General features: G+C 69.4%; 21 protein-coding genes. 20 read left to right on the top strand and 1 reads right to left on the bottom strand.

The features are described 5' to 3' along the window. Positions 1-216, top strand: coding sequence for a hypothetical protein (locus tag HUA76_RS37395; RefSeq protein WP_174455572.1), 216 nt, complete (start codon positions 1-3; stop codon positions 214-216). Between the two features lie 10 nt (positions 217-226). Here HUA76_RS37395 and HUA76_RS37390 read toward each other — a convergent pair whose 3' ends face one another. Further along, entirely contained in the window at positions 227-643 is a 417-nt protein-coding gene (locus HUA76_RS37390) for a hypothetical protein (RefSeq protein WP_141644764.1), read from the bottom strand. 303 nt (positions 644-946) lie between these two features. Between HUA76_RS37390 and HUA76_RS37385 the strand changes: the two genes are divergently transcribed. The 19 genes from HUA76_RS37385 (at position 947) to HUA76_RS37295 (ending at position 25,625) form a co-directional block, all read left to right on the top strand. Then, complete coding sequence (locus tag HUA76_RS37385; protein WP_174463585.1) at positions 947-2,122, top strand: hypothetical protein; 1,176 nt, start codon at positions 947-949, stop codon at positions 2,120-2,122. 279 nt (positions 2,123-2,401) lie between these two features. Then, entirely contained in the window at positions 2,402-2,968 is a 567-nt protein-coding gene (locus HUA76_RS37380) for a DUF4255 domain-containing protein (protein ID WP_174455678.1), read from the top strand. Then, complete coding sequence (locus HUA76_RS37375) at positions 2,965-3,861, top strand: hypothetical protein (protein ID WP_174463584.1); 897 nt, start codon at positions 2,965-2,967, stop codon at positions 3,859-3,861. The genes HUA76_RS37380 and HUA76_RS37375 overlap by 4 nt, the downstream gene beginning before the upstream one ends. 10 nt (positions 3,862-3,871) lie before the next feature. Then, entirely contained in the window at positions 3,872-5,836 is a 1,965-nt protein-coding gene (locus tag HUA76_RS45850; RefSeq protein WP_174463583.1) for a phage tail sheath subtilisin-like domain-containing protein, read from the top strand. A gap of 18 nt (positions 5,837-5,854) precedes the next feature. Beyond that, positions 5,855-6,310: a phage tail protein gene (locus HUA76_RS37365; RefSeq protein WP_141643598.1), complete on the top strand. Its 456-nt coding sequence runs from the start codon at positions 5,855-5,857 to the stop codon at positions 6,308-6,310. A gap of 1 nt (position 6,311) precedes the next feature. Continuing rightward, on the top strand, positions 6,312-9,101 hold the full coding sequence (locus tag HUA76_RS37360) for a phage tail sheath family protein (protein WP_174463582.1): 2,790 nt from the start codon (positions 6,312-6,314) through the stop codon (positions 9,099-9,101). Positions 9,102-9,104: 3 nt separating this feature from the next. Then, positions 9,105-9,584, top strand: coding sequence for a phage tail protein (locus tag HUA76_RS37355; protein ID WP_141643596.1), 480 nt, complete (start codon positions 9,105-9,107; stop codon positions 9,582-9,584). 3 nt (positions 9,585-9,587) lie between these two features. Next, entirely contained in the window at positions 9,588-10,328 is a 741-nt protein-coding gene (locus HUA76_RS37350; protein ID WP_174455682.1) for a peptidoglycan-binding protein, read from the top strand. Between the two features lie 12 nt (positions 10,329-10,340). Then, on the top strand, positions 10,341-10,520 hold the full coding sequence (locus HUA76_RS37345; RefSeq protein WP_174455683.1) for a hypothetical protein: 180 nt from the start codon (positions 10,341-10,343) through the stop codon (positions 10,518-10,520). A gap of 13 nt (positions 10,521-10,533) precedes the next feature. Then, positions 10,534-11,619 (top strand): phage late control D family protein, encoded by a 1,086-nt coding sequence (locus tag HUA76_RS37340; RefSeq protein WP_174463581.1) that lies wholly within the window; start codon positions 10,534-10,536, stop codon positions 11,617-11,619. Further along, complete coding sequence (locus HUA76_RS37335; RefSeq protein WP_141643592.1) at positions 11,616-12,335, top strand: phage baseplate assembly protein V; 720 nt, start codon at positions 11,616-11,618, stop codon at positions 12,333-12,335. Before HUA76_RS37340 ends, HUA76_RS37335 begins: the two co-directional genes overlap by 4 nt. After that, positions 12,335-13,906 (top strand): hypothetical protein, encoded by a 1,572-nt coding sequence (locus HUA76_RS37330; protein ID WP_174463580.1) that lies wholly within the window; start codon positions 12,335-12,337, stop codon positions 13,904-13,906. The genes HUA76_RS37335 and HUA76_RS37330 overlap by 1 nt, the downstream gene beginning before the upstream one ends. 4 nt (positions 13,907-13,910) lie before the next feature. Beyond that, a complete protein-coding gene (locus tag HUA76_RS37325; protein WP_174463579.1) occupies positions 13,911-14,303 on the top strand; it encodes a GPW/gp25 family protein in 393 nt (130 codons plus the stop codon). Between the two features lie 7 nt (positions 14,304-14,310). Further along, positions 14,311-16,614 (top strand): baseplate J/gp47 family protein, encoded by a 2,304-nt coding sequence (locus tag HUA76_RS46605; protein ID WP_174463578.1) that lies wholly within the window; start codon positions 14,311-14,313, stop codon positions 16,612-16,614. Beyond that, positions 16,615-19,386, top strand: a complete 2,772-nt coding sequence (locus tag HUA76_RS37315) for a phage tail protein (protein ID WP_174463577.1) — start codon at positions 16,615-16,617, stop codon at positions 19,384-19,386. Beyond that, complete coding sequence (locus tag HUA76_RS37310) at positions 19,383-20,825, top strand: hypothetical protein (RefSeq protein ID WP_174463576.1); 1,443 nt, start codon at positions 19,383-19,385, stop codon at positions 20,823-20,825. The genes HUA76_RS37315 and HUA76_RS37310 overlap by 4 nt, the downstream gene beginning before the upstream one ends. Positions 20,826-20,828: 3 nt before the next feature. Beyond that, positions 20,829-22,115, top strand: coding sequence for a hypothetical protein (locus HUA76_RS37305; protein ID WP_174463575.1), 1,287 nt, complete (start codon positions 20,829-20,831; stop codon positions 22,113-22,115). A 42-nt stretch (positions 22,116-22,157) separates the two neighbouring features. Beyond that, positions 22,158-23,117, top strand: coding sequence for an IPT/TIG domain-containing protein (locus HUA76_RS37300; protein ID WP_174463574.1), 960 nt, complete (start codon positions 22,158-22,160; stop codon positions 23,115-23,117). 9 nt (positions 23,118-23,126) lie between these two features. Then, a complete protein-coding gene (locus tag HUA76_RS37295; protein ID WP_174463573.1) occupies positions 23,127-25,625 on the top strand; it encodes a hypothetical protein in 2,499 nt (832 codons plus the stop codon). Positions 25,626-25,693: the final 68 nt, after the last annotated feature.

Below are 25,693 nucleotides of genomic sequence, written 5' to 3'. Positions count from 1 at the left end.
GTGAGCGAGAACCAGGCCGAGCATGCAGTGGCGACGATCTGCCGGGTGCTGGGAGTCACCGAGGCCGGCGACTCCGCCTGGAAGCGACGGGCCGCCTTGAAGCGAGCCGAGACCAGGATGGCCGTCTTTCAGTACATCGAGGGCTGGTACAACCTGCGGCGGCGGCACTCAGCCCTCGGCTACCAGTCACCGGCTAGCGATGCGGAACCGGTGTAACTCGAGACGGCTAAAGGAGGGACTCGATGATGGTCCGAAGCTCGTCCTCGCCGAAAAGCTTGTCCGAGTAGCCGTAGAAACTCTCACGCACGAAGAGAGTGTTGTCCTTGAGCTCCACATTCTTGTCGCCCGGGTTGTCTGGGCTCGTGGCGACATTCTGGAAGATGATCTTGTTGAACTTCGATTTGACTGCCTCACGACCGAGATCATCGCTACAAATACTCTTCATCGCCTGTGCGACGAGCCCCGGACCGTATGATTCATAGTAGGAGTCGTAGCAGTCGAGAATGGTCTTGTCTTCGGGGAAGCTCGCGATGTCGATTTCAAAAGGCATCGAGAATCCAATGGAGCTGTTCAGCTCTGATTGGAAACGGGGGGTGTGCGACTCCTTGATCGTAGCGATACGGCGTCGCTCTGCGAGACCCATCGAATGCTCCTTTATCCCAGGGCGTGCTTGTTGGTTTGGAGAGTGTGTCCGCTCGTATTTCAGGCGTCAACTCATTCGGAACCTCGCGCACGGCTCATTCTGTCAGGGCCAGGCCCCAGCACCTCACGGATGAACTCGCCCAGGGAGCCCAGTGGCTCATCACCATGGGATGCGGTGATGCTCTACTTCCCCAGTCGGGTATGCAGGGTGATGAGCGACACCAGCGGGGCCTGGCGGAATCCGCTCATCCGAGAAGAGGTCTCCTCTGAAAGGGAGCGTTCGCGAGTTTGCTAGAGTCCGGACATGCATCCCAACGTGCGTCGGGCTCGAGGAAGCGTGCTGCGTGCCCTGGTGTGGTTTGTCAGCGCGCTCCTCCTGCTGGCTGTCATCGCGATGGTCGCGTTCGATTGGTTCACGCGCGCGAAGTACGAGCCCACGCTCGATGCGATGCGACAGGAGGTCACGGCGCACGTGGACCTCTTCTGTCAGGAGCAGACGAAGCTCGCCGCCGACCCGTGGTTCCATGAGCCGCGCACCGAGGGCGACGCGGGGCCGCTACTCAACGTCTGGACGGAGTGGGACCGCCCAGGCCCGTCGATGCCCGCGGACTCGCCCCTCCAGCTTCCCGCGCACTTGAAGGAGAAGAAGACGCTGGAGGAATGGTTCGCGGCCAACCCCGATCTGTCCGCGCTCGACTTCAACTGGATGCGCGAGCTCAAGCGGTTCGACCGATGGGATATCCGCCAGAACCTTCCATTCAAACAGGAGGAGCCGTTCGACCTGATGACGGTCCCCTTTCCGAACTTCATCGTGCTGATGGAGTGGTCCAAGCTCCGGCTCCTCCAGGGCATGCGGACCGGGCAGCCCCTGGAGGCGGCCAAGGACGTGCGTCACCTCGCGTGGCTGTCGTATCGGACGGACACCCTGATCGGTTCGATGATCGCCTATACGCTCCTCGGGCTGGAACGCACGGCACATGGACTGACGAAGCAACCTCCGTCGGAGTGGCGACCGATGAGCCAGGAGCAAGGCGATCGCCTGCGCGCCGTGTTCTGGGCGAGCAAGTCGTTCTCCAACATCACCACGCCCGTGGAGGTGGCCCGAAAGGCGCGAAGCTGTGGTTCTGGCATCTCGCGCTGCCTTGGACTGGTCGAGGCCAGCAATATGGCGAAGCATCTTCAGCCCCTCGCGGAGCCGTCGTATCGCGAGGCCTACGCGGAGCTCGAGAAGGAGATGGCGACGCCCTGCCCCACGTCGGTGTTGATCACGCAGTGGCAGCACGGCGGCACCATCGAAGATCACCCGCCCAGCAGTGGCTCAATGCCAGACCAGGCAGGCTGGATGCGCAGTCTCCCCGGGCGATATTTCGCAAAGCACATCGCCGGAGTCCTGCTGACCGTCGCGAACCAGGACATCGACCTGCTCAAGAAGCTCCCTCAGGGACAGGCGACTCCCGCCTCCGCCGAAGCCGCTCCTTGAGCGGCGCAGGGTGGACCTTTTCGTCCACCCCTGACTCCGCAACGATTCCGCGAGGTTCCACGCCACCCGCTGGAGCAATTCATCCGCCCTGGCCCGGCGCGTGCGCTCACCCCGTCACTCAAGTCCTTGGGATCACTCACGCGTGCACGCTTCGCCACGTGGGCACGCGCGTTGCTGTCCAGCCGCTGACCTTCCCACCGCACCATGGGGGTGTGGGTGGGGGGCGGATGTCAGCGCTGGGGGCACAGCTCGGTGGCGACGTACGCAGCGATACCAGCGGTGGGACAAGCCCTTCTGGCCCTGCTCGAGCAGGCCTGTCCGAAGCCTGAGTTCGAGGGCGCGAAGTTCCGCCTCTATCAGGCCTCCGACTTCAAGGCCCCCATGGACGAGGGCATCTCCCTCTTCCTCTTCCGCGTCACCCCCAGCACCACGCGTCGCAACCTTCCCGGTCGACTCGACTCGCAGGGACGCCGCACCCGTCGGCCCCTCCCCGTCGACCTCTACTACCTGCTCACGCCCTGGGCGAAGTCCGCCGCCAAGCAACACCGGCTCCTCGGCTGGGCCATGCGCCAGCTCGAGGACACCCCCACCCTCACCGCCAGCTTCCTCAATCACTACGGCACTCCCGAGACAGACACCTTCCTCCCGGATGAAACAGTCACCGTCGTCTACGAGCCGCTCTCCATCCAGGACATGCTCAACGTCTGGGAGCCCGGCAAGCCGAACGTCCAGGTCTCCGCCTCGTACATCGCGCGCATGGTCGGCATCGAATCCGCCATCGCCGACGAGGAAGCCGGCCCCGTCCAGACGCGCGTGATGTCGCCCGGAAAGGTGACCGAGCGATGAGGCCCGCCATCCACGTCCTCGAGCACGTGTCGCGCGTGGCCCCGCTCGGCATCCGCTTCCGCGACGAGGCCACGGGTGCATCGGTCGGCGAAGGACTGCGCGTCAGCGCGTTCCCCGAAGGACAGCCCGCGTTGCGCCGCGAATCCGTGGTCAACCGCTCGGGCCTCCACCTGCTGATGAACCTCCCCGGCTTGCGAGACTTGGAGTTCGGAGGCGAGCACGCCGGCGACGACGCGTGGTGGGCCGCCCTGCCCTCGCGACGGCCCTACACCATCGAAGTGCATGACACCTTGAACCGCTTCGTGTCGTGCGCCTTCCGCGCGGCGCTTCCACATCGGGGCCTCTTCTCCCTCGACTGCGTCACCTCACCCCCTTCGCCGCTGTCGCCACCGTCTCCCTCCGTGCCGCTCTTCTCCGCGCCCACGCGCCAGAGCGCCGTGCCCATGGCCGTGGTGCGCGCGGAGCTGTGGGACACGAAGGCGAACGCCCCCGCCGCCTGGGCGTTGGTGGAAGTCACGCCCACGGGGGGCGTCACCGCGCGCGGCATGACGGATGAGCGCGGACGGCTCGCGCTGTTCTTCCCGTACCCGGCTCCCGTGGACTTCGCTCCCGGCTCGCCCGTGGACGCATCCAGCCTGCCTCCGGGGCTTCCGCTCTTGGAGCAGACCTGGCTGCTCCAGCTTCGCGTCCGTCACGACTACCGCGCACCCGGGACGGCGCTGCCGGACGTGTGCACCACGCTGTCCCAACCCCCGGCGGGGGTGTGGGCGGACACGGGCAGCCCCCAGGCGCTGCTCGAGCCAACGCTGCGCTACGGCCAGGAGCTCGTCCTGCGCACCCAGGACGCGCCTGCCTCCCGGCTGTGGATCACCCCCACGGGTTCACCTCCCTAGGAAATGACCGATGCCTGAATATCTCGCTCCCGGTGTATTCGTCGAAGAGACCAGCTTCCGCTCGAAGTCCATCGAGGGCGTGAGCACCACCACCACCGGCTTCATCGGCCCCACCCGCTATGGGCCCGTGGAGCTGGAGCCCGAGCTCATCACCAGCGTGGTGGAGTTCGAGCGAATCCACGGCAACCGCCGACAGCTCGCCTTCACCGACGACGTCACGCTGCACAACTACACGTGGCACGCGGCGCGCGCCTTCTTCGAGGAGGGCGGCAAGCGGCTCTACATCAGCCGCGCCTTCCGCCGTCCGGACGACGCGCTCTACACGGGCCTGGACACCACCATCGACCTGGGCACCGGCACCGCCGTCTCCAACGAGTACAACGACGGCCACGCCCGCGCGCTCCTCGATGCGAGCGCGAACCCCAAGACGGACACGCTGTCGCTGACCGCGCGCTTCCCGGGCTCGGCCGGCAACCTGCGCGTGCGCTTCTCCCTGCGCGTGGGCCAGAACGTCCTCTCGTTCGAGGACGGCACGCCCCGCGTGGGCGCGCTCCTGGCGCGCGACGTCGTGCTCATCCGCGACATCCAGTCCCCCATCTCCAGCCCCGTGGGCACCGGCGAGTTCTACCTGGCCACGTGGGACGAGGACGTGCAGGACTGGAAGTTCACCGGCGGCGCCGGCAGCCCCCTCCTCCTCGCGTCGCTTCAAGAAAACGCGGGCTTCGAGATTCGCGTCGTCACCGTCGCCGTGACGGTCATCCCCATGGATGACCCGGCCTCCGCGCAGACGTGGGACGGGCTGGCCCTGGACCCCGGGCATACGCGCAGCGGCGCGGCGGACTCGCTGTCCGCGCGCTTCGCCTACGACGCGGACGAGCCGGCGAAGAACCGCGACGTCCCCATCATCATCTCCACGCAGAACCTGGATGACGGCGTGGAGGTGCTGGGCGCCTTCCTGGATGCCAGCCTCGCCAGCCCCATCATGAGCCCGCCGCTGGACTCCGCGCTGGAGGACCCGGACTCGCCCGAGTCGCAGCGCTCGCTGGAGGTGCTGCTCAAGGGCGGCAGCGACGGCATGCGCCCCACCGCCGACGACTACAAGGGCCAGCAGGTCCCCAACACGACGCGCAAGACGGGCCTGTTCCACTTCGAGGACCTGGAGGACATCTCCATCGTCGCCGCGCCGGGCTCCACGTTCGGTTACGAGAACGGCTACGGCGCCAACGCCGCCACCATCATCAACCTGCTCATCTCCCACGCGCAGCGGATGAAGTACCGCATCGCCGTGCTGGACAGCGGCAACGGGCAGACGCTCGGACAGGTGCGGGCGCTGCGCGCGAAAATCGACACCAGCTACGCGGCGCTCTACTACCCGTGGGTGAAGGTGCTGGACCCCGTCACGCGCCAGCCCATCTTCCTGCCGCCCAGCGGCTTCGTGGCGGGCATCTACGCGCGCAACGACGTCAACCGCGCCGTCTACAAGGCCCCCGCCAACGAGGTGGTGAACCTGGCGCTCGGCTTCGAGACGAACCTGAGCAAGGCGCAGCAGGAGGTGCTCAATCCGGAGGGCATCAACGCGTTCCGCTACTTCGAGGGGCGCGGCAACCGGCTGTGGGGCGCGCGCACGACGGCGTCGGACCCGGAGTGGAAGTACGTCAACCTGCGGCGCTACTTCGCCTACCTGGAGCGCTCCATCGACAAGGGGACCCAGTGGGCGGTGTTCGAACCGAACGGTGAGCAACTCTGGGCCAACGTGCGGCGCACCATTGAAGACTTCATGCTCAATGAGTGGCAGCAGGGTGCGCTGCTCGGAGAGAAGCCGGAGAAGGCGTACTTCGTGAAGTGCGACCGCAGCACCATGAGCCAGAACGACCTGGATAACGGTCGGCTGGTCTGCCTCATCGGCGTGGCGCCGCTGCGCCCGGCCGAGTTCGTCATCTTCCGCATCGGTCAGTGGACCGGCGACCGGAAGTAATCCCTCTGGAGACCACCCATGGCTGTCTTTCGTGATCGCCCCTATGTGCAGTTCAACTTCCTGGTCGACCTGGGCGCCGGCAACGGCACCGAAGGGCCGGACGCGGGTTTCCAGGAGATCTCCAACGTGGGCATGGAGGTCACCGTCGCGGAGTACCGCAACGGCAACGAGAAGGAGAACAGCGTCCGGAAAATCACCGGCCTGAACAAGGCGACGGACGTCACCATGAAGCGCGGGGTGATTGGCTCGCTCAGCCTCTACAAGTGGTTGGACCAGCTGCGCAACGGCGAGTCCAACGCGCTGCGCACCGTCACCATCCAGCTCCAGAACGAGGACCACACCGCGGTGGTGCAGACGTGGAAGCTGCTGCGCGCGCGCATCATCAAGCACGTCAGCGGCCCCTTCAACGCGAAGGGGACGGACGTGGCCATCGAGGAGCTCACCATCGCGTACGAGCGCCTGGAGATGGAGTGACGTGAGCCGCCCCGCCGCCAGACGCCTCCCCGGCTTGCGCTTCGAAATCCAGGCACCGTCCGTCGTGGACGTGTTGCCCCGGATGGACGTGGGCGCGTTCGTGGGCTTCGCCTCCTCCGGTCCCCTGCACGTGCCGGTGGCGGTGGAGGACGTGGCGGACTTCGAGGCGGTGTTCGGCGAGGCCCCGCTGCTCGCATGGGACGCCGAGCGCGGAGAGCCCGTGCAGGGGCACCTGGCCTCGGCGGTGCGCGCCTTCTTCCGCAACGGGGGACGGCGCTGCTGGGTCGTCCGCGTGGCGGGGCCCGACGCGAAGTCCAACACCTTCCCTGTCCCGGGACTGCTGCGTTGTTCGGAAGGCGGAGCGGTGTCCACGGCGGTGGCCCGGGCACGCTCGGAAGGGAGCTGGTCGGACCCGGTGCGCGTGGCGGCGTCCATCCATCGCGAGTTGGTGGACCTGGTGGACTGGAGCACCACGGGGGGCGGCGATGCGACGCTCGTCGTGACGGCCTCGGGGGGCGTGGCCGTGGGAGACCTGCTGCGCGTGGGCTTCGATGGCACCGCGTGCGCGCTGCTCGTGCCCGTGGAGTCGGTGGAGGCCGTGGGCCAGGAGGCGGCGCCGTCCTACTCGGGGCCCGCGCCTCGACGCGTGACGGTGCGCGTGCGAACCAAGAAGGCCCGGTGGCTCGAATCGAGCGTGGCGCCGACGTCGCTGCCCACCGCGTCGTGGACCCGAGGCGAAGGAGAGGTCGCCACGCTCGGGGTGACGGCGATGACGGACCCGGGCCCGGGCGATGCGCCCCGTGTGCTCACCCTCACGTTGAGCGTGACTCCGGAGGGCGCGCCGCCTCCGGGTGCGGTGCTGCGGTTGATGGAGGCGTCGCTGGGCGAGCACTGGCTCCTCGTGGAGTCCGTCGTGCTGGGACAGGTGGGCGCGGGAGCGGTGCAGGTCTCCGGCGTGGCCACTCGCGTGCTGACGTCCACGCCCGGTGCCGTGGCCTCAGCGCCAGCCTGGTGCGAGCGATTGACGCTGGGCCTGTGGACCCGCCGGAGCGCGGAGCAGCCGGCGCAGCTCGAGCGGCTCGGCTTCTGCCCGAGCCATCCGCGGCACTGGGCCGCGCTGCCCACGGATACCGAGAGGGCTCGCTTCGAGGACGCGGAGACGCTCCCCTCGCGGCTTCCCGAAGAGCGGCTGCCGAGCGACTGGCGCCAGGGCATCCCCAACAGCCGCTTCCCCCTTGCCGGCCCGGGAGCGCAGGGTGAGGCGTTCTCCATTCCCCTCGGACTGTCGGACTCACCCACCGCCTACGTGGGCTGCACGCCGCCCGCCGGGGACTCGCTGACGCGTGACGGGCTTGCGTCCTTCGACGCGGACCTCTTCCTGGATGCGGACCTGAAGTCGGTGAGCATCGAGGCACTGCCGGCCCAGGCGGACTTCCTGCGCTACCAGAGCAGCCGCCCGCGCTCGCTCAAGGGCCTCCACGCCGTCATGGACCGACTGGACGCGACGTTGGTGGCCGCGCCGGATGCCATCCATCGCGCCTGGGTGCTCACGGGCAGGCCCTCCGTCCCGCCGCCCGCGCCAAACGAGCCGCTGCCCGAGCCCGACTGGGGGACGTTCCTCGATTGCGCGCACGAGCCGCCGCCCGCGCCCGCGCCACTGGTCGCCTCACCACTGGAGCCCACCTCAAGTCAGCCCTTCACGCTGACCTGGGCCACGCTGCCCGGAACGGGAATCGAGTATGTGCTGGAGGAGGCGCTGCGCCCGGACTTCAGCGATGCGGCCGTGCTGTACCGGGGGCCGCTCACCACGCGCACGCTGTACGGGCGCACGCCGGGCACTCGCTACCATCGCGTCCGCGCGGAACGGGCGGGAATCACCGGACCCTGGACTCCGGGCGTAGCCGTCAGCGTGTCGCCTCCCGCGCGGTGGCAGCTGCTGCCGGCTTCGTCCTACGACGTGGGGCCGCTGCTCGCGGTGCAGCGCTCGCTGGTGCGCATGGCGCGGGCTCGCGGAGACCTGCTGGCCGTGCTGTCGCTGCCCGAGCACTACCGCGAGGAGGACGCGCTCGCGCACGCGGGGACGCTCCAGTCGCCACTCGGCGCGGAAGAGGACGGCGTGCCTCCGATTGGCTTCGCGGAGGACGCGGCGCTGTCGCACGGCGCGCTCTATCACCCGTGGACCTTCGTCTCCGAGGAGAACAAACCCGCGGAGCCCCGGCGCATGCCTCCGGACGGCAACGCGTGCGGCGTGCTCGCCCGGCGCGCGCTGGAGCGAGGCGCCTGGGTGGCTCCCGCGAACGAGCCCTGGACGGGGGTGGTGGCGCTGAGTCCGGCGTTGGGCCGCGACTGGTGGCTGGACCTCCAGGAAGCGCAGGTCAACGTCGTGCGCCAGGAGCCGCGCGCCTTCCTCACGCTGTCCGCGGACACGCTGGCAACGGACCCGGAGCTGCGGCCCATCCACGTCCGTCGGCTGCTGTCCCTGCTGCGACGCGCGGCGCTGCGCCTGGGCGCGACCTACGTCTTCGAGCCCAACGACGCCAGCTTCCGCCGCCGGGTGCAGCGCGGCTTCGAGTCACTGCTCGGAGACCTCTTCGTCCGGGGCGCCTTCGCCGGCAAGACGCGCGAAGGCGCCTTCCAGGTGGTGACGGGCTCCGAGCTGAACACGCCCAGCATCGTCGAGCAGGGGCGGTTCTACGTGGACCTGCGCGTGGCCCCTTCCCAACCCCTCACCTTCCTCAACGTGCGGCTCGTCCAGAGCGGCGACCGCGGGCTCGTCACGGAGGCGCGCTAGGCCATGGCCACGACCGAGGACGAGACGGTCATCGACCCCTTCATCGCCTTCGCCTTCGCGGTGGAGATCGACATCCCGGACCTCGCGCCCACCGCGTGCTTCGCCGCGTTCTCCGAATGCGACGGCCTGGAGATGACGATGGACGTGAAGACCATCCGCGAGGGCGGCAACAACGGCCGGCAGATTCGCCTCACCGGCGCGCACAGCTTCGGCCAGCTCACGCTCAAGCGCGGCATGAGCGCCAACGAGGACCTGTGGCGGTGGTTCGAAATCATGAGGACCCGTCCCCGCCTGCGCGCAAGCGCGGAGGTGGTGATGTTCGGTCCCGGGCTCGAACGGAAGGAGCGCGCGCGCTTCGTCCTGTCGCGCTGCCTGCCCGTGAAGCTCAAGGCCCCTCCGCTCAACGCGAAGGACGGCATGGTGGCCATCGAGGAGCTTCAAATCGCCTACGAGTCCCTCACCCGCAAAGCCGGAGGCGCCTGAGCCATGTCCGACGACGCCACGCCGCTCGCGAAGGCGAAGCTGCTCCAGCTCGACTCCAACTTCGAGCACCCGATTGACGAGCAGACGACGTCCACCGTGGTGCAGTTCAACCCGGAGACGCTGAAGGTCGCCTACGCCAACCAGGTGCAGCAGCCCTCTGGAGGCGGAGACCAGCGCGGCACGCCAGCGCAGCAGTTCGTCGGCGCCGGCACCACCAAGCTGAGCGTGCAGTTGTGGTTCGACGTCACGGGCCAGCCGGAGGGCGCCTCGGACGCGGTGGAGGACGTGCGCAAGCTCACCGCGAAGGTGGCCTTCTTCATCACTCCGAAGAAGGAGGGCGACAAGTTCGTCCCGCCCGCCGTGCGCTTCCTGTGGGGCAGCTTCCAGTTCGACGGAATCATGGAGTCGATGGAGGAGTCGCTGGAGCTGTTCTCCGCCGAGGGCCTGCCCCTGCGCGCCAGCGTCAGCTTCAGCCTGTCGCAGCAGAAGATCACCGCCTTCGTCTTCGCACCCACGCAGCCTCCCGCGGGAGCCAGTCCGAACCCCAGCGGCAAGGGCGCGGGAGAGGCGCCCATGAAGTCCGCGCCGGAGGGCTCGACGGTGCAGGGGCTCGCGTCGAACGAGGGCAAGGGCGCGAGCTGGCAGGGCATCGCCTCCGCGAACGGAATCGAGAACCCGAGGCGACTGGCCCCGGGGCAGCTCATCGACTTGCAGGCGGGCATCAACATCGGAGTCAGGCGGTAGCGGGGGGCGTGCATGGCCGTGGTCATCAACGAGATGGAAGTGGTGAGCGCGCCGCCAGCGGCGTCCACGCCGTCAGGGGGCGGGTCCGGGGGCTCGGCCGAAGGTGGCGCGTCAGCGGTGCAGAAGGCGCACGAGCAGGAGCGCGCCCAGGTCCTCCACCGCGAACGGCACGCACGCGTGCGCGCGCACTGAGTCGGAGAGCGCCATGGCCGACGGAACAAGCAATGACTCCAAGCTGCGCGCCTCCCGCCCCACGCTGCGGGTGGACGGTCGCGAGCACCCCACGCTCGCCAGTGGGCTGCTGGAGCTGTGCATCGTCGAGACGGCGCAAGGGCTGTACCGGTGCGAGGCGACGTTCGGCAACTGGGGTCCGAAGGATGGCGAGACGGGGTTTCTCTACTTCGACCTCTCGGTGCTCGACTTCGGCAAGCCTTTCGAGGTGCGGCTGGGCACCCAGGATGTCCTCTTCGAGGGGCGCATCACCGGCCTGGAGGCCGGCTTCCCGGAGAGCGCCTCCCCCACCCTCACGGTGCTGGCCGAGGACCGCCTCCAGGACCTGCGGATGACGCGGCGGACGGCGACGTACGAGAACGCGACGGACGAGGACGTCCTGCGCCAACTCGCGGGCAAACATGGCCTGACGGCCGAGGTGGAGGTCCCAGGGCCCAAGCACCCCGTGCTGGCCCAGGTGAACCAGAGCGACCTCGCCTTCCTGCGCGAGCGCTGCCGTGCGCTGGGCGCGGAGCTGTGGGTGGAGGGCCGCACGCTGAAGGCGAAGGCGCGCGCAAGCCGCTCCAGTGGCCAGCCCCTGAAGCTGGGACGTGGCAACGAGCTGATGTCCTTCACGGTGCTGGCGGACCTGGCGGGGCAGCGCTCCTCGGTGACGGTGAGCGGGTGGAACGTGGCGGAGAAGGACGCGATTGCGTGTGAGGCCGGCCCTTCGGTGCTGGGCGCGGAGCTGGAGAAGGACGAGAGCGGGGCGAGCCTGCTGGCCTCGAAGCTGGCCGAGCGCAAGGAAGCCGTGGTGCACGCGGCACCCATGAGTGTCCCGGAGGCGCAGGCGCGCGCGGACGCGCACTTCCGACAACAGGCACGGCGCTTCGTGGTGGGACGTGGCACGGCGCAGACAGACGCGCAGCTGCGCGTGGGGGCGCGCGTGGAGCTGACGGGCCTGGGGCCGCTGTTCAGCGGCAAGTACCACCTGGCCGAGGTGAAGCACCTGTTCGACGGCGCGCGCGGCCTTCGCACGGAGCTGGTGGCGGAGCGCGTGGGACTGGGGAAGGCGTCATGAGCGCGGACGCGGCGTGGGAACAGGTGTTGGACGAGCGCGTCGCGGACGGCCTGGGTGGTCGCTTCTACGGCCTGTATCCAGCGCGAGTCACGGACCTCAAGGACCCGGACAGCCAGGGTCGGGTGAAGGTGCTGCTGCCATGGGCCGCCGACGCGGCGGGGGGCGGACGCTACGAGGCGTGGGCACGACTGGCCACGCTGATGGGCGGCAAGAATCGCGGCTCCTGGTTCGTGCCGGACGTGGATGACGAGGTGCTCGTCGGCTTCGAGGCGGGCGACGCTCGGCGGCCCTATGTCGTCGGCGCGTTGTGGAACGGGAAGGACACGCCGCCGGAGTCCATGGACGGCGCGGGTCGCAACGCGAAGAAGGTGCTGCGCTCGCGCAACGGCATCGTCATCACGCTCGATGACACGGACGGACAGGAGACGCTCACGCTGGAGACGCCCGCCGGTCAGACGGTGACGCTCAAGGACGGGCCCGGCTCCATCGAGGCGAAGGACAGCAACGGCAACTCGCTGAAGATGGAGCCCAGCGGCATCACCGTGAATGCCGCGGCCAAGGTCACCATCAACGCGAGCACGGCGGAGATTTCGGCCGGGATGCTCACCGTCAACGCGGGCATGTCCAAGTTCAGCGGCGTGGTGCAGGCGGACACGGTCATCACCAACAGCGTGGTCAGCGCCTCGTATACGCCGGGCGCGGGGAACGTGTGGTGATGGCGACCACCCTTCCCCATCCGGTGCAGTGGGTGACGGCCTCGCCGCTGTGGGGTCCCGCGCCCGACAAGCTGGCGCGACTCCAGGCGCCCGGCATCCTCCAGTTCGACTCGGACCGCTTCATGGAGGAGCTGGCGGAGCGACTCCAGGCGCCCACGCGGCCGGACCTGACGGACCTCTTGGTGACGCGCTTCAAGAGCTACCGCGAGCGCATGCCCGGCGAGCCTCCGGACGACGAGGTCAACACGCCGCCCAAGCTGTACCAGCCGGCGCACGGGCGCTTCTATCTGGTGGCCACGAGCCTCGTGTGTCGACTGCCGGGCCTGCCGGACCACGTCGTGGACACCGCGAGCGGAGAGAAGGCCGCGTTCGTCCTGCGTCGCGCCCTGGGCGGCGGCAAGGAAGGCGCGTGGGTGCCGGCCTCGCCCGGCAGTCCCGCCGACAAACGGCGCATCTGGAAGGAGCTGAGCACGGCGGAGACAGGCGCGCTGGCGAAGGGCGAGGAGCTCCTGCCCCTCTTCCCGATGAACTTCGCCTCCGAGGGGAAGCGGCGCCGGATGCTCGTGGGGCTGGTGCCCACCTCCAGTCGCGACACCTTCGAGTCCGCGGCGGCCTTCCAGGACGACGACCCGAGCACGGGGTTGGACCCGGACAAGATGCTGGCGGACGAGGCCGAGGGGCAAGTGGTCGCGCCGTTCGAGCAGCTCCTCGCGTACACGAAGGCGACGAGCGAGGCGGTCGCCGTCCAGAAGGAAGTAACGCGCTTCCTGCTCGTGGACTTCGCCACCTTCCTGGAGGAGCGCCTCCCCGCGCTGTGGACGCTCCTGGACAAGGCGTCACCAGGACCCACGCCCGCGGCGGGTTCTCCCCTGCGCACGCTGTTCCTGTTGCTGACAGGCAGCCACCGCGTGGAAGGCAGCTCCGGGGACACGTGGCAGCAGGCGCTGCGCAAGGCGATGCAGCAGCGCACGGCCATCCTCAACGGCGGCACGGGCGGGCTCGACTACAACCTGCGGCTCTGCACCGAGGTGACGGTGGCGGCGCTGCGCTCGGCGTTGGGCGCGGCGGTGGTGGCGGGGGTGTACTCGCTGCCCTCGGAGCCGGAGCCGGTGTCCAAGCTGGAGGAGCCGGGCAAGGCGCTCTACGTGCTGAGGTGCGTGTATTTGAAGCCGGCGTGCGGCGCGCTGTGCCCGCCCATCGTCAGCGCGCCATCGAAGGGTTTCACCCTGGCGCCGTTCTTTGATTCGGACGCACCCGCGCGACCGGTGCGCATCGAGCTGCCGTTGGACACCAGCATCCGGGGGCTGCGCAAGTTCAAGAAGAACGTCGGCTTCACGCTGTCGAAGGGGCTGCGCAAGCAGATGTCTCGGGTGGCGGGGTTGGAGAAGACGATGAAGGGGGAACTCGACGACGGGCTGAGCTTCGACCTGGGAGAGCTGTGCATGTTCTCCATTCCCATCATCACGCTCTGCGCGTTCATCGTCCTGATGATCTTCTTCAGCCTGCTCAACATCATCTTCTGGTGGATGCCCTTCCTGAAAATCTGTCTGCCCAAGCCCAGGGTGGGGTGAGTCCATGGACGCCGGAAAACTCATTGGACGCGGCCTCGGCTTCCCCCCACGCGTGGGCCCGGATGGGCGCATGCAGTGGTCCGAGGGTGAGCGCAACGTGCGTGAAGCCATTCAAATCATCCTCGCCACCGAGCAGCGCGAGCGGCTGATGATGCCGGAGTTCGGCGCGGGGCTCGGGCGCTTCTTGTTCGAGCCGAACACCGTCACCACACGGCATCAAATCGCCGATCGCATCAACCGGGCCCTGGCGCAGTGGGAGCCCCGCATCGCGGTGGAGTCGGTCAGCGTGGACGCGGACCCACAGGACGCTCGGGCCGCCACCGCGACCATCACCTACAAGCTCGTGGCCACCGGCGCACGAGAGCGGCTCAACCTGAGCGTCACGCTCGCGGGGTAACGACATCGTGCCACTCACCCTCCCGCCCATCGATGACCGCAAGTACCAGCAGCTCCTCGACGAGGCGCTGGCACGCATCCCCATCCACAACCCCGAGTGGACCAACTTCAACAAGTCCGACCCGGGCGTCACGCTGCTGGAGCTCTTCGCCTTCCTGACGGAGAGCCTGCTGTACCGCGCCAACCAGATTCCGGAGCGCAACCGGCTCAAGTTCCTCCAACTGCTCGGCGTGCCGCTGCTGCCGGCCGCGTCCGCGCGCGGCCTCGTCGCCTTCCGCAACGAGCGCGGCGGTCCGCCGCAGGCCCTCACGCTGACGGAGGGCGTGGAGGTCCGCGCCGGCCAGGTGCCCTTCCGCACCGAGCGCGGCCTGGACGTGCTGCCCGTGGAGGCGGCGTGCTTCTACAAGCGGAGCGTCGCGCCCGAGGAGCGGGTGAAGGAGTACTACCAGGAGCTCTACGCCTCCTTCACCGCCACCGCGCCGCCGCCCGCGCCGCTCAACGAACTCCAGTTCTACGAGACGACGCCCTTCTCTCCGCGCGGCACGGAGCCGTTGGACCTCAACACCGAGACGCTGGACAAGGCGCTGTGGGTGGCGCTGCTGCTGCGGCCCGCGGACCGGAAACTCCCCGATGCGCTGACACGAGCGAGGGAAGAGCTGAAGGGCAAGGTGCTGACGGTGGGCCTCGCGCCCGCCGGTGGCTCCGAGGGACGAGACCTGGTCCCCAATGGACAGGCGCGGCCCGTGGGCTCGGCGGTGCTCCATTTCCAGCTTCCCCGCTTGCCCGTGGACGGCAAGCTCCCGGAGGACCCGGCGCTGCGCAACGCGAGCTGGCGCACCCTGGTCACCTCGGAGATGCCTGGCGAGCCCTCCGTGGTGGACGTCCCCCTGCCCTCCACGCTCGGCGAGCTGGAGCTGTGGACGAACCTGGACCCGCTGGAGGCGGGCACGCGGGACTTCCCTCCCTCGCTCGACGACGAGGAACTGGAGGCGCGCGTCATCACCTGGGTGCGCATCACCGCTTCGGCGCCGGTGACGACGAAGCTCCTGTGGGCCGGCATCAACGCCGCGCCCGTGTCCCAGCGAGAGCGCGTGACGAGCGAGCTGCTGCCCACGGGCTCGGGCGAGCCGGACCAGGCGCTGAAGCTGTCGCGCGCGCCGGTGTTGCCGGGCTCGGTGAAGCTGAGCGTCACGGTGAATGGAATCACCGAGACGTGGGAGGAAATCGATGACCTGACGAGCGCGGGCCCCGAGGTCTCCGTGCCGGACCCGCGCCTGCCGCCCGGCTCGCCGCGCCCCGCGCAGACACGCGTGAAGGTGTTCCGTCTGGACGCGGAGGCGGGAGAGCTTCGCTTCGGTGACGGTGCCCACGGCGCGAGGCCGCCGCTTGGGGCCACGCTGCGCGCTGACTATGACCACGGCGTGGGTCGCGCCGGCAATGTGGCCACGGGCACGGTGGCGAGTGGGCCCGCGCTTCCTCCAGGCATCCAGGTGGCGAATCCGCTGCCCACGTGGGGCGGCTCCGACGCGGAGGGCGTGCGCGAAGGAGAGCGGCACATCTCGCGGTTCCTCCAGCACCGGGACAGGCTGGTGACGGCACAGGACTTCGAGGCGGTGACGCTGCGCACGCCCGGTGTCGCGGTGGGCCGAGTGGATGTGCTGCCCGCGTTCCACCCTGCCCTCTCACCCAATGAGCCAGGCGATGCACCCGGCGCGGTGACAGTGTTGGCCATTCCTCGCGCGGAGCCTGACGCGCGCGAGGCGGAGGGGCCGGACACGTTCCTCGATGCGATTGCCTGCTGGCTCGCGCCTCGTCGACTGGTGACGACCGAGGTCTTCGTGCGCCGCCCCCAGTACAAGCCCGTCTGGGTGACGGTGGGCCTGGAGGTGGTGGCGGGAGTCTCGCAGGCACAGGTGCGCGAGGCGGTGAAGGCGGCCCTCGTCGAGTTCCTGTCGCCCCTGCCCCCCGAGGACGCGGAGCTGCTGGAGCAGACGGTGTCGCTGGCGGGCGCGAACCTGTCCACGGTGGCCCGGCGTGGTTGGCCGCTGCGCAAGGCGGTGGTGTCGCTGGAGCTGGCGGCGGTGGCCAGTCGCGTGGCGGGCGTGGCGCTGGTGCGCGGGGTGCGACTGGGGCTGGCCACGGGCACGCAGCAGGACCAGATACCGATGACGGGGCTCCAGCTCCCCCGGCTCGCCGGACTCTCGGTGGCCGTGGGTGACGCGCCCTCGCTCGACGACCTGCGCGGCACGTCCGTCACGACGACGCAGCGGCCGTTCGTCTCGGTGCCCATCGTCCCCGAGGAGTGCCGATAGATGGATGCCAACGGCGCTCGTTTTCATCTGCTGCTCGGTCGCGACGACTGGGGCCGCTGCACCTCGAAGGGCCGCGTTCTCTCCGAAGCGTGGAGCGAGGCGTCCGGCACCGGCGCGGACGTCGCGTGGGACTCATCGCGCTCGGAGGTGTCCCTGCGCGCGGAGCTGTTCCGCTTCATCGCCGCGCCGCGCGACGTGCCTCCCGTGCTGGAGGACCGGCGCGGCGCCGCGAAGGACCGCTATGGCAACGTCTACTGGGTGGCTCTCGACGGACGCACGCTGAAGGTGCTCTCCAGCGGTTCGAGGCAGACGAGCGACTTCTGGCCCGTCACGCCCGAGGCCGCACCCGTCTCCGGCACGGGCGGCTTCGGCCCGCTGATTCCGCCCACGCCTCCCACGCCCGAGCTGCTCGGAGCCATGGCCATCAGCGGGCATCACTACCTGGTCGTCGGCACGCTCGCGCCCGCGGGGCTGCTCGTGTTCGACCTGCACTCGGGCGGCCCTCCGGTGCGACACCTGTGGCCCACGGGTGTGCCCTTCGCGCCGTGGGACATGGCGGCCACTCCCGATGGCGGTGTGGTGGTGCTGGACCGTCAGCACCGCCGCCTGTGGCGCCTGGACGCGGGCTTCCGCGTGGTGCGCACGGGCGTGGATGACGTGCTCTCCGCGTCACGGGTGGAAGCCTTCCAGCCCCTGGCCGGAGGACCGACGCGAACGATTCCCGCCGTCACCTTCCCACGGCCGGTGACGCTGGATGCGTCGACGCCCGTCGCCGCCCAGGACCCCATCTCCGTGGAGGTGCTGCCTGACGGCCGCGTGCTCGTGCTGGACCGGGGCACCGAGGACAGTCGCCTGTTGGTCTACCGCGACGGCGTCCTGACAGGCGCCCCCGTGCCGCTGGAGGTCGATGGCCTCCTTGGCGACAACAGTCCCGCGTCGTCGTACGTCCTGGTGGCGCATGACATGGCGCTGCTTCCGGCCGGGTCGGATGGCTCGGTGGGCCGCGTCGTCGTGGTGGGTCGGGACGGCAACCAGGCCTTCGCCTTCGAGTTGCACACCTCGGAAGGCGGCGACCTCGTCGCGGTGGCGCAGCCGGAGTACCTGCCGCTGCGGTTGTTTGGCGGCAAGGCGCTCATCGCCTCGGACGGGCAGGCCCTCTACGACTTCGCGGACACGTTCATCCCGCTCGTGGCGCAGCGACGCCCGCGCTACGTCTCCGAGGGCACGCTGCGCACGCCCGTGCTCGATGGACGGACGCCTGACTGCGTGTGGCATCGGCTGCTGTTGGACGGCTCCCTTCCGCCCGGAGCACGCATCGTCGTGCGCAGTCGCGCGGCCAATGAGCGCTCGGACCTGGAGGCCCTTCCCTTCAGCGAAGAGCCCGCGCTCTACAAGCGAGGAGCTGGCTCCGAGCTGCCCTTCACCACGACGGCGCGGGGCGAGCACCGGGGCACCTTCGAGGTGCTCTTCCAGCGCGCCAGGGGCCGCTTCGCGCAGGTGGAGCTGGTCCTCCAGGGAGGCGGCGCCGCGACTCCGCGCATCCACGCGATGCGAGCGTGGTACCCGCGCTTCTCCTACGCGGAGCAGTACCTCCCGGGCCTGTACCGACAGGACCCTGAGTCGGCCAGCTTCCTGGACCGCTTCCTCGCGAACCCCGAGGGACTGCTCACGCCCCTGGAAGACCGCATCGCCGCCGCACAGGTCCTCTTCGACGCGAGGAGCGCGCCCCCGGAGGCGCTCGAGTGGCTGGCCTCCTGGTTCGGCGTGGCGCTGGACCCGGCCTGGGACGAGACGCGTCGCCGCCTCTTCCTCCGTCACACGCTGGACTTCTTCCAGTGGCGAGGCACGCCGCGCGGCCTGCGCATGGCGCTGCGCGTGGCCCTGGACGACTGCCCTGACGCGTCCATCTTCACCGATGACACCGAGCCGACGCGCGCCCGCTACCGCATCGTCGAGCGCTTCCGCACCGCGCGCACCCCGTTCCTCTTCGCGACGGACACCTCCGAGACGGGAGGCATCCGCATCCAGCCCGCCGCCACGTCGCGCCGCTGGGAGCCCGCCCAGGGCATCGCGAGGCTGCTGGAGCGCTATCAAGCCGCGCTCGCCGACGCGGGTGTGACGGCGGCGTCCGAGGCACTCCCCTTGCGCGAGCCCGCCCAGGTCGCGGTGGCCACCGTGTGGCGAGCCTTCACGCAGGAGACGCTCGGCTTCATCCCGGCCGCCACGGCAGCGAGCGCGCCGCGCTGGCTCGACTTCCTCACGCGACGCTATCGGACGGTGCAGGCCCTCAACGCGGCGCATGGCACCACGCTGACGGACTTCACTCAGGCCGTGTTGCCAGTGACGCTGCCCGGGGACGGTCCGGCGCAGTCGGACTGGTACCACTTCGAGACGGTGGTGCTGCCGGTGCGTGCGGCGGCCCATCGCTTCACGGTGGTGCTGCCCGTCCCACGAGGCAGCGCGGCGCAGGAGCAGCGCGCGCGACAAGAGCAGGCGATGCGGGTGGTGGCGGTGGAGAAGCCGGCCCACACCGTGTTCGACGTGAAGTTCTACTGGGACATGTTCCGCGTCGGCGAAGCCCGCCTGGGCGTGGACACCCTGGTCGATCTGGGCAGCCGTGCCCCCGAGCTGATGCCCGCCATGCGGCTCGGACGCGAATACCTGGCGGAAAGCCATCTGGCCCCGAGACCACCCCAGGACGCCGCGGACCGGCGAATCCTGGGGCGGGACTTGCTCGGGCGCCGTGAGACCCACGGGAGCGACATCCAATGAGCACCTTCACTTCCACGTCAGTGCAGCGCGCGCCGGCCGACCCGACCAGACACGTCAACTACGTGCTCGGCATGGTGCTGGGCGTGGACGACTTCACCCAGGAGTTCGCCTACCTGTCGGAGCGCGACAGATGGCTCGCGCGCGACCTCCTCGGCTACGGCACCGCCTGGGGCCTCGCCGTGAGCCACGGCACCGGCACGCGCGGCCCGGAGGTGCGCGTCACCCCCGGCGCGGCGCTGACACCGCGAGGACAACTGGTCCGCGTGACGCCCACCCAGTGCGCCGCGCTCAACGACTGGCTCATCGCGCGCGGCACGGAGGTGGATGCCTACCTGCGTGCCGGCAACCGGCTGACGGTCTACGTGGTGCTTCGTCACCGCGACTGCCTGACGGACCCGGTCCCCGTGCCGGGAGAGCCGTGCCGCACCGAGGACGACACCACCGCGCCCTCGCGTGTGACGGACGACTTCCACCTGGAGCTGGCGCTCCAGCCGCCCCCGCCTCCGCTCGAGGAGAGCGCGGTGCGCGACTTCGTGCGCTGGCTGCGGCGGAACATGAACGTGGTCTCCTCCACGCCCACGCCCACGACGCTGGAGCAGTTCATCACCCTGCTGCGCGGCTCCGTCGTCCCCTCGTCGCCGGTGTCACCGGTGGACGACTACGTGCTGGACGACCCGCCGGGTGGACCCCTGCCGGTGCTGGAGACGGACGTGGAGGCCTTCCTGCGCGAGGCGTCGCGGCTGTGGGTGACGGAGCTGCGTCCCTTGTGGCGGACGAACTGGCTGGGCGAGTCCCAGGGCTGCACCCAACCCGTGTCTCCCGCGCCGGAGTCGCCGAACGACGGCGTCCTGCTGGCGGCCGTGGACCTGCCGTTGGTGCGCGAGCTGGGCACCGGTCCGTGGAAGGTCGACGCGGCGGGCACGAAGACGGTGGACGAGAGGCAGCGGCCGTACCTGCTGCACCAGCGCATGCTCCAGGAGTGGCTGCTGGCGGGGCTCGCCCGTGACGCCTCTGCGGTGCACCACCCGGACAACCTGCCGCCCTACTCCCTCATCGCGGCGGGAATGATTCCCATCGACGACACCTCCACCGACGTTGGCTACAACGGTTTGAAGGCGACGAAGGTGGACGTCGGGCTCGTGACGCTGAGCTTCGACGGCTTCGCGCACCAGCCGGACCAGTGGCGCTACGTGGTCAAGGCGACGCTGGTGGAGCCGCAGAACGGACTGGTGACGCAGCCCTCCGTCACCTTCGTACGCGCGGACGCGGATGGCCTGCTGCTGAAGGTGCGGGACAAGGACGCCCTGCTTCCCATCGCCACCCTGCGCAAGCTGGGCCTCATCGTGGAGGTGAGCCAGTACGCCGTCCCCGCGAAGAAGAAATCCTCCAGTGGCGACGCGAAGCCGAAGGCCCGCGTTGGCACGGAAGGCACGAGGTAGGCCATGCGCATCGACCTGGACACCGCGTTCCTCGAGGACGGCATCCGCTCGACGAACTTCTTCAACGGCCGGCTGCTGTCCGCCGAGGACCTGAGTCAGGAGCAGACCGCCCACGAGGCGGCCCTGGGACGACACGTGCGAGCCATGGGCGAAGGTGTCGCCCACGGGCTCGCGGTGTCCATCGCTCCGGGAAGCACCGTGTCCTCGCCGCTCGTCACGGTGACGGCGGGCCTGGCGCTCAGCCGCGCGGGCCACGCACTGGAGCTGCTCCAGCCGGTAGAGGTGTCGCTGGTGCGAGGCCCCTCCAACAGCGGCAGTGGCGCGACGGCCACCGCCACGGGCGGCTTCGAGACCTGCGCGCCGGGCAGCAGCGACTACGTGTCCGGCACGGGCGTGTACCTGCTGGTCCTCTCGCCCGCGTCCGGCCGCGAGGGGCGCGCGCCCGTCAGCGGCCTGGGCGGAAATCCCTCCTCCGGCTGCGAGGCGAAGCGGCGGGTGGAGGGCGTGCGCTTCCGGCTGCTGGACTTGAAGCTGACGGCGGCCCAGCTCTCGGACGAAGCGCGGCTGCGCAACCGGGTGGCGCACCTGTGCCTGGGCACGTCGGACGCGGCGAGCCGCGCGTGGATGGTGAATCCCTTCGGGCCGGCGAACCCGCCCTATGGCCTCATCGACAAGCTGCGGCCCACGGTGCTGACGCCGTGTGACGTGCCGCTGGCGGTGGTGCACTGGAAGGCGGGCGTGGGCCTGCGCTGGGTGGATGCCTGGGCCGCGCGACGCCGGCCCGCGCGCGTGGCCACGCCGGAGCGCTGGGGCCTGGGGCTCGAGGACCGCCGAGCCACGGAGGGCGAGGCGAGCTTCCTCCAGTTCCAGGAGCACCTGGACACGCTGCGCACCGGGACGCCGGAGACGGTGCGCGCGCTGGACCACTTCGTGGCACTGCCCGCGGTGGGCCTGTTGCCGCTGGAGGGCATGACGGGCGCGCGGGGCTTCACGTACACGAAGTTCTTCGACGGGCTCACGTATCCCCCCGAGGCGCCGGTCCACGTGGAGGGCTCGCGGCTGCAAGCCCTCTTGAGGATGTCGCTGGCGTATCCGCCCGTGGACCTGGTCCGCAAGGAGCCCTTCCTGTGGCTCTACCTGGTCCACGAGAACCAGCTCGCGCAGAGCGACGCGAGCACACCCCGGCCCCAGCCCTATCTCGTCTTCGCCAGTGGATACCTGCCCTACCTGGGTGACGCGCGGTCCGACGCCGCGCACTGGCACTTCGGCAACTACGCGCTGCCCCGCTGACCTTCCCACCTTCCATCTCTCGCAGGCCGCGAGGAGACCCCGATGGCCGACCCACTCAACCTCGTCAAGCCCGGCGACCTCATCAGCGCCGAGCTCATCAACGCAATCATCCAGCTGCTCAACGCGCTGGCCACCACGTCGGGTGGGCCCAACGTGGTGCCCAATCTGTTCAGCCGAACGCTGCTCGACGTGAAGGCCCTGCTGGCGCAGTCCGGCGGCAACCTCCAGCTCGCCCTGTCGATGGATGCCTCGGGCCTGGTGGTGAACCTCAATGACCCGAAGAACAACGCGCGGCCGGTCATCGGGCAGATTCCCACGCCGGGCACCCGGGTGCCGGACGGCACGGGCATCCACCTCCTCATCGCAACCATCGCCGGCTCCACGCCCACGCCTCCGGCGAAGCCCACCGTCAGCGGCTTCTCTCCGCTGACGCCGAACATCGGCACGGAGGTGCAGATCATCGGCGAGAACTTCGACGCGGTGCGCGCCAACAACACGGTGACGTTCGACGGGACCGTGGCCGCGCCGCCCTCGAACGCGAGCACGCGCTACTCGCTGTTCGTCGTCGTGCCCTCCGTCGCCAACCCGCCCGCCGCCGGCCAGCAGAAGACGGTGACGGTGGTGGTGACCAACCCCGCGGGCGCGACCTCCGCGCAGCTCATCATCCTGGGCCCCACGGGCACGCCCCTGCCCGCAATCACCCCCTTCAGCATCGCCAATGCACCGCTGGGTGGCGAGCTGATCATCAACGGCCAGAACTTCGGCTCCACACTGACCAACATCCGCGTGTTCTTCGATGACCAGCCCCGCGATGGCACGTCGGGCACGCCCATTGGCGTTCAGCCCCTGGGCACGTCCACGCTGCCAAGCCGGCTCGTCGTCACCATCCCCACGTCCCTGACCGGCATCAACCTCTCCGGGGACAGCAAGATCATCAACATCAAGGTGCGCGTGGGGACGGCCATGTCTCCCACGCAGGCACTCGAAATCTACAAGCCCTGAGGTCCACACATGCCAAGACATTCCAAGAGGCTTTCCTGGCTCGCGATTCCCTTCCTGCTGGGGGCGACGGGCTCCCTGGCGGCGACGCACGAGCTCGCCATCTCCGCGCCCGCGACGACCATTCCCATCACCCGCGTGAAGGTGATGCTCGAGTCCACCACGCCGATTCAGAACGGCGCGACGCTGAACTTCGAGACGCCCCTGGGCAACACCGATGTGACGGTGGGCGGCGGGCCCGTCAATCTGGCCAACGGCGACAACGTGTTCATCGTCGGAGCCGGCACCAACGCCATCATCATCGACTACAAGCGCCGGGACGTCCTGGCCGCCGTGGACAACCTCTGCGGCATCAAGCTCCCCCAGGATGGCTCCGGGACGATTCGCTTCACGCCGGACGCCGCGAACTTCAACAACCTCACGGGCTATCGCACCACGACCTTCGCCGCGCCATCGGTGGACCAGTGCACCTGCTCCTCGCGACGGGTGAAGGGCCTGACGAATTGGACGGTGCCGCCTCCGGGGGTGAATCGGGGCCGCATTCCCATGGACGTGGCGCTGGTGCTGGACCGCTCCGGCAGCATGATCTCCGCGACGCCCGGTGACCCGGCGAACATCCAGAAGTGGCTCGCGCTCCAGAGCGCCGCCGAGCAGTTCATCCACTTCTGGGAGGTGGAGGGGTTGGATCCGCTGAGCGAGACGGGCGGCACGGGGCTGGGCAGGGACCGGCTGGCGCTCGTCTACTTCGAGAGCGACTCCGAGCCGACCAAGTTCAACGGCAAGCTGTTCGTCGAGCGCGCTCCGGCGCTCATGGATGGCGGCCACCCGTGGGAACAGGCCGTCAGCCATGTGAACGCGAACATCACCGCGGGCACCACGGCGATGGGCGGCGGCATCCGGGATGCGCTCGCCGCGTGGCAGGCGGACAAGGTCAACGACCTGACGCTCGTGGTGATGACGGACGGCATGCAGAACGTCAATCCGATGGTGAAGGACGGCACGGGCCCGGACATCGGCTTCAAGGTGCTGGAAGTCACCCCCGGAACGACGGAGCGCCTTACCAATCACTGCGTCCCCCTCTTGACGGTCGCAGTGGCAAGCGGCGCCGTCCCGTACGCGGACCTGATGAACGCCATCTCCCTGCAGACGGCGGGGCAGAACCACCTGACGACGAGCAGCGGCACCACGACGGCCTTCGCGCAGCAACTGGTGACGGCGCTCAAGGGCAACACGCTCGCCACACTGCTCCAGAGCTCCACCACCCTGCCCTCGGGCACCAACACCGCGACCCGGTCCGTCGACGTGGACGGCACGGTGCAGAGCCTCTACGTCAACCTGGGCTGGTTCACCACGAGCCCGCGCGGGCAACCCGTGACGCTCAAGGTGACCGCGCCGGACGGCAGCAACCCGAAGCCCGTGGCGGTGAAGACGGGCCGCAGCCACATCCTGAACCGCTACGACTTCCCCAAGGCGGGTCCGGTCGGCAAATGGCAGCTCACGGTGAACCGCATCCCCGGGACGGCGAGCCCCGCCATTCCGTACCAGCTCGCCGCCTATGTGCAGGAGAAGAGCCTCGACTTCCAGCTCTCGCTCGACAAGCTGCGCCACTCCGCCGGCCAGCCGCTCAACGTCGTCGCGCAGGTGACGTTCGACGGCAAGCCGCTGGAGAACCTCGACAACGGCGAGCTGACCGTCCTGGTGGAGACCCCGAACGGGGCGCTGGGCACGCTGATGCACGAGACGCGCGGCGAGGGACGCGGCGAGCAGAGTCCGGACCCGGTGTCGCCGTACCAGGGCAAGCTGGACACGCTGATGAAGGACCCCGAGTTCCTGAAGAAGATGGGGACCACCGTCGGCAAGGATGAGCTGGTGCTGAAGGAGACCGCGCCCGGCATCTACAAGCTGGAGTTCAAGGACACGCAGACGCCTGGCACGTACCGCTTCCATTTCCAGCTCTTGATGAAAGGCCCCAGCGGAGAGCCGCTGCGGCGCACGGAGATTCTCGAGACACAGGTGGACGTGCTGCCGTTTGGCCCGAAGACCGACGTCCAGGTGACGAAGGTCGACACGGGCAGCTACGTGCTGGTGCTGACGCCGCGTGACGCGCTGGGGAACTACGTGGGCCCGGGCTTCGAGGACCGCGTCGTCGTGCAGATCAACGGCAAGGGCCGGCAGGCCCCGGCCACCACGCCCAAGCTCGACGGCACCTACGAGGTCCGCCTGAGTGAGATTGGCGACGGCACTGAAATCATCGTGCTGGTGAACGGGACGCCCGTGGCCAAGGGGCCGGTGACGAAGCTGGAGCCGGTGGAGCCGCGGCCTCCGGACAACGGCACCGGGCGTGATGGCGGAACGGGTGGAGGGGATGGAGGCTCGGGACCTCCCGTGCCGCCTCCCGGGGAGGGCTGCCCGTGCAAGCACACGCGTCCGAGTGGTTCCACCGGTGTCCTGGGGCTCGTGGCCCTGGGGTTCCTGGCGAGCCGCCGCCGCAAGCACCACGACGGGGATTGACGTCTGGCTTCTGGGAGCCCCTGGCCACGGGGCTCCTGGCCCGGCCGGAAGCACACGCACATCACGAA

It is taken from the genome of Myxococcus sp. CA056, assembly GCF_013336715.1.
Taxonomy (GTDB): Bacteria; Myxococcota; Myxococcia; order Myxococcales; family Myxococcaceae; genus Myxococcus; species Myxococcus llanfairpwllgwyngyllgogerychwyrndrobwllllantysiliogogogochensis.
This window is presented reverse-complemented; position numbering and strand designations above follow the sequence as displayed.